This is a genomic window from candidate division KSB1 bacterium, assembly GCA_022566355.1.
In the GTDB taxonomy this organism is placed as follows: Bacteria; Zhuqueibacterota; JdFR-76; order JdFR-76; family DREG01; genus JADFJB01.
Map to the genome: position 1 here is coordinate 1 of JADFJB010000202.1, position 4,255 is coordinate 4,255.

Annotated in this window: 4 protein-coding genes; 2 read left to right on the top strand and 2 right to left on the bottom strand. The window is 39.8% G+C overall.

Features of this window, described 5'->3' with window-relative positions; all coding sequences use genetic code 11:
* Together IIC38_20080 and IIC38_20085 are read right to left on the bottom strand one after the other, a co-directional pair.
* Positions 1-184, bottom strand: a 184-nt coding sequence (locus IIC38_20080) for a hypothetical protein (protein ID MCH8128220.1), incomplete at its 3' end; no start/stop codon positions are given.
* A 170-nt stretch (positions 185-354) separates the two neighbouring features.
* Positions 355-882: a hypothetical protein gene (locus IIC38_20085; protein MCH8128221.1), complete on the bottom strand. Its 528-nt coding sequence runs from the start codon at positions 880-882 to the stop codon at positions 355-357.
* 227 nt (positions 883-1,109) lie between these two features.
* Between IIC38_20085 and IIC38_20090 the strand changes: the two genes are divergently transcribed.
* Positions 1,110-1,433, top strand: coding sequence for a helix-turn-helix transcriptional regulator (locus IIC38_20090; protein ID MCH8128222.1), 324 nt, complete (start codon positions 1,110-1,112; stop codon positions 1,431-1,433).
* A gap of 16 nt (positions 1,434-1,449) precedes the next feature.
* Positions 1,450-4,071, top strand: a complete 2,622-nt coding sequence (locus IIC38_20095; protein MCH8128223.1) for an ABC transporter permease — start codon at positions 1,450-1,452, stop codon at positions 4,069-4,071.
* The last annotated feature ends 184 nt before the right edge of the window (positions 4,072-4,255 follow it).

Consider the following 4,255-nt stretch of genomic DNA (forward strand, 5'->3'; position numbering starts at 1 on the left):
GGATTTTATCCGATAACCCAGACCTATATTCTGCAATCTGAGCCTCGATCCTTTTTTTAAACGCCTTTACTTTCTCAATGTCTGAATTTACAGGAAAGTATTTTGAATACCTTCTTTCATTTACCATGTATTGCACACGGTAAGCATTGCCGTTCTTTCGTTTAAGTGTGCTAATTGTTGCCATTGTTTATTCCCTTAACGAAAAAAGCCCAACTTAGCTGGCTTACATACCTTGAGGGTATATTCGAGTCCTTTCGGAGTCTCGCAGCATATTGGGCATTTTTTTGCACAAAAAACCCTCACAGTTCTTGCAAAATTATAACTAGAGTTAATGTGTTTGAATTCATATACTGCTTAAACAGATGATAGCGCACGGTCTCGATCTGGCCGTCTGCGGAATGGACCACCAATTCCGGGTAGACCTCTGCCACTTCCTCCGCAATCAGACCGTATTTGTGGCGTATTCGAAGAATCATTCTTGTAAATAAACAGGACCGGACGCAGTTTCATCAAGTCTCTCATGGCGTCTGCCATATCGTGAATCTCCTTCTTAAATCTTTTCGATGAGGATACCGTGCCAAGCTGGCCATCACTTTTTATGAGAACGGAAATTCCACCACTGACGGTCGCGCCATGTATTCCAGCGATGAAAGTCCTGGTATGGGTTCCGGCGGTACCAATTCTAATCGTGCTTGATTCCGCCGCAACGCCTGCATTACCAATATCAATATTATGGTCGCCGGTGGTTAAAAATTTGCCGGCCGCTGTTCCAAGAGCCGTGTTGTTGGTGCCCGTGGTGAGGTCCGTGAGTGCGTTCTCACCCACACCCGTATTAGAACCAAAACCAAAGGGAGCTGCCAGGGTGAGGTTGCCGGCGTTCACGCCAGCAAAGAAGTTAAACAAGCCAAAGTTGTGAATGAACGGATTTTATCCGTGTCAATCAGTGAAAATCCGTGGCTAAATAATTTGGTTGCGGCCCAAGGCTGCGCTGTGTTAGTCTGTGGCAAGAATAAGTACTCATTATTAGGATGATTCTGATTTGTTTTATTTTATAAAACAATTAAAAGACTCCTCCGTAAATGACTAATCATTCATAAAGGATTATTTCCATGGAATACATTACCCGAATAGAAGAAATACTATTGCTGTCCGTTTGGAAGTTACAAAAACAAGCATATGGTTTGGCGATTCGTAAGCATGGTTCGCAGCTATTAAACAAAAACTTATCGGTTGGCGCTGTTTATATCCCTTTGGAACGACTGGTAAAAAAGGGTCACTTGTCAGTATGGGAAAGCGAACCGACACGAACGCGGGGTGGCAGAAGGAAACGATTCTACCAAATGACCTCCAAAGGTTTGGCTGCTTTAAATACTGTTAAGCAAATGAATGAAGAAGCATGGACCGGATTACCTAAACTGGTTTTCGAAAATTGAGACTTTAGATAATAGAATGCCATCTAACCAAATAAATCCTCCGATTCTCGCCAAATGGCTTCTGGAACTTTTGTTCACTCCGCAACATGATTCTATCATTGGCGATCTGGAAGAGGAATATTATGATTGCCTTGAACGCAAAGGCTGGTTATTGGCAACAGCCATTTACTGGTTACAAACCGTTAAATTAATCCCTTCATTGTTTTTCTTAACCCTATTCTGGAGTCTTATTATGTTTAAAAATTATCTAACCATCACAATGCGGACTCTATTGAAATATAAAAGTTTTTCAGCGATCAATATTTTAGGTCTGGCATTAGGAATGCCCGTTTGTCTGTTAATCATTTTGTCAATTATCGAGCAACGCAGTATGGATCAATTCCATGAAAACAAAGACAGGATTTATAGAATCATTACAACAGCGGAAAATAAAAGTTCAGGAGATCGACATCATTTTGCCAGTGCGCCGGCTCCACTGGTTCAAACCTTGATCGATGAGTATACGGGTATTGAAGATGCCGTTCAATTGGTGCGATTTTATTCAGCCGGAAAATATCAAAATAAAGTTTTAGATATTGGCGGATATTATGCAGATGAATCGTTCTTCAATATTTTCAGTTTCGATCTGAAAGCAGGAGATCGAGACAAAGCGTTGATCGAACCTTTTTCAGCTGTGATTTCATTGGAGACTCAAAAAAAATTCTTTGGAGAAGAAAATCCGTTGGGAAAAATTTTATCCTTTTCGTTTGGCGATGTTCTTATTAAAGGAGTGCTGAATGATTTAGAACCTGATCAAATTAGCCACTTAAAATATGATATCCTACTGTCGTTTTCAACCATCCGGGTTTTACGAGACCAGGGTTTTCAAATGGTAAATCCTAATGATTGGAATAATCATACCTCATTTTACAATTATCTTCTTCTAACTAGCAACAAAGCATCCTCACAAATAGAAGCTGCTTTCCCACAAATCATTAACAGAATTTCAAGTGAACAAAGTAAGCATAACTATCAATTCCGCCTGCAGTCATTAACCGGCATTGCTCTTGGACCAACATTGTACAATCAACTGGGGACTGTCATGGATACTGAAGTCCTGATTATTTTCATCATTGTGGCTATTATCATGATGCTGCCAGCTGTTTTTAATTACATAAGTCTTACTATGGCAAGATCGCTTAAACGAGCAAAAGAGATCGGGATTCGCAAAGTTTCCGGGGCAAATCGGGCTCAAATCATCAGGCAGTTCGTTAGTGAATCGGTTGTTGTGGCTTTGCTATCGTTGATTCCTGCTTATGTCTTGTTAACTTTACTTCTCCCTGTATTTCGTGATTTTCAATTCGTAGAATATATGGCGGTAGATTGGACCAGCAATTATTGGGTTTATTTATTTTTTATTGCTTTTAGTGTTGTTGTCGGAATTTTTGCAGGGCTTTTACCCGCGATTTATTTGTCCTCAATGCTGCCGGTTCAGGTACTGAAAGGGATGTCACGCATTCGTGGATTTTCGGGATTAACGATACGAAAAGTTCTACTTATCGCCCAGTTTGCTCTATCTCTTTTCTTTATATTGAATACCGCGTTGATTCACAAACAAGTTAAGTTCATGTTAAATGCGGATTATGGATTTGATAAGGAAAATGTGATTAGTGTTGGATTACAGAATACATCCTATGACTTATTTAGAAATGAGTTGATGAACAAAGCAGATATTATCGATGTTTCTGCAGCTTCAAGTATAATTGGTCGGGTAAATATTAAACCAAACTTATCCATTCAATCAAAGAACTTGTCCGAACCAATCAAAGCCGTAGAATTTTCTATCAGCGAAAACTACCTGGAAAATCTTGGTTTTACACTCAAAGCAGGACGAAGTTTTTCAAAATCGTTCTCCACCGATCCGGCTCAAGCCATCATCCTAAATGAAACAGCAGCACAAAGACTAGGCTTTACCAATAACCGTGATGCCATCAATCAAATGATCAAAGTTGATGGATCTGTAAATATGCAAGTTGTTGGGATAGTCCGGGATTTTCACTATAATCGATTACATAGTGCTATTGAACCGGTTATTTTGCGTAACAATCCAGCACGCTACAGGTACGCGATGGTACGGCTTCAACCTGGCGATATCACAGGAAGAATAGACCAGGTTAAAAGTGCCTGGCAGGATGTCAGCGCCGGCAACGAGGTTTTGCGCTATCAATTTTTGGATGATTACATTCTCGGCGCCTATAATGACATGCGCGATATCGTTTTATTCTTAAAGATCATCGCTGGCTTGGCCATATTTATTGCATGCCTTGGTTTGTTAGGGATGGCCATATTTAACACGGAATCTCGAACTAAAGAAATCGGTATCCGAAAAGTGCTTGGCGCAAGTGTGGGGAAAATTGTGATGCTGCTTTCCAAAGACATGGTAAAGTTGTTAGCAATTGCTATTGGGATTGCTGCAACCTTAGATCTATTATTTATCACAAATGTCTGGATGAATCAATTTCCATACCGGGAGGATATTGGACCGGGTTTATTTGTGTTTGGCATCGGGTTGGTTGCGGTGCTGGCGTTTATAACGATTGGAACGCAAACATTTAGGGCAGCTTCGGCAAAGCCCGTTGAGACATTGCGGAATGAATAAGACAAGAAAAAAATAAGGTTAAGGTTAAGATAAAAGAAAAATCAGTCTAAAAACCTTATTAGCTAAATCTTAATCTTAAAACTTTGAGCTGAATCTTAATCTTAGTATATAAAAACTTAAAAACATAATTACTGTAACCTATTAAAATTGTACTTATCAATATTATTAAACCTCCCCTACCCCC

What these genes read in the sequence shown, in the direction of transcription:
- IIC38_20090 (MCH8128222.1), top strand. Translation starts at nt 1,110, where the DNA reads ATGGAATACATTACCCGAATAGAAGAAATACTATTGCTGTCCGTTTGG.
- IIC38_20095 (MCH8128223.1), top strand. Translation starts at nt 1,450, where the DNA reads ATGCCATCTAACCAAATAAATCCTCCGATTCTCGCCAAATGGCTTCTG.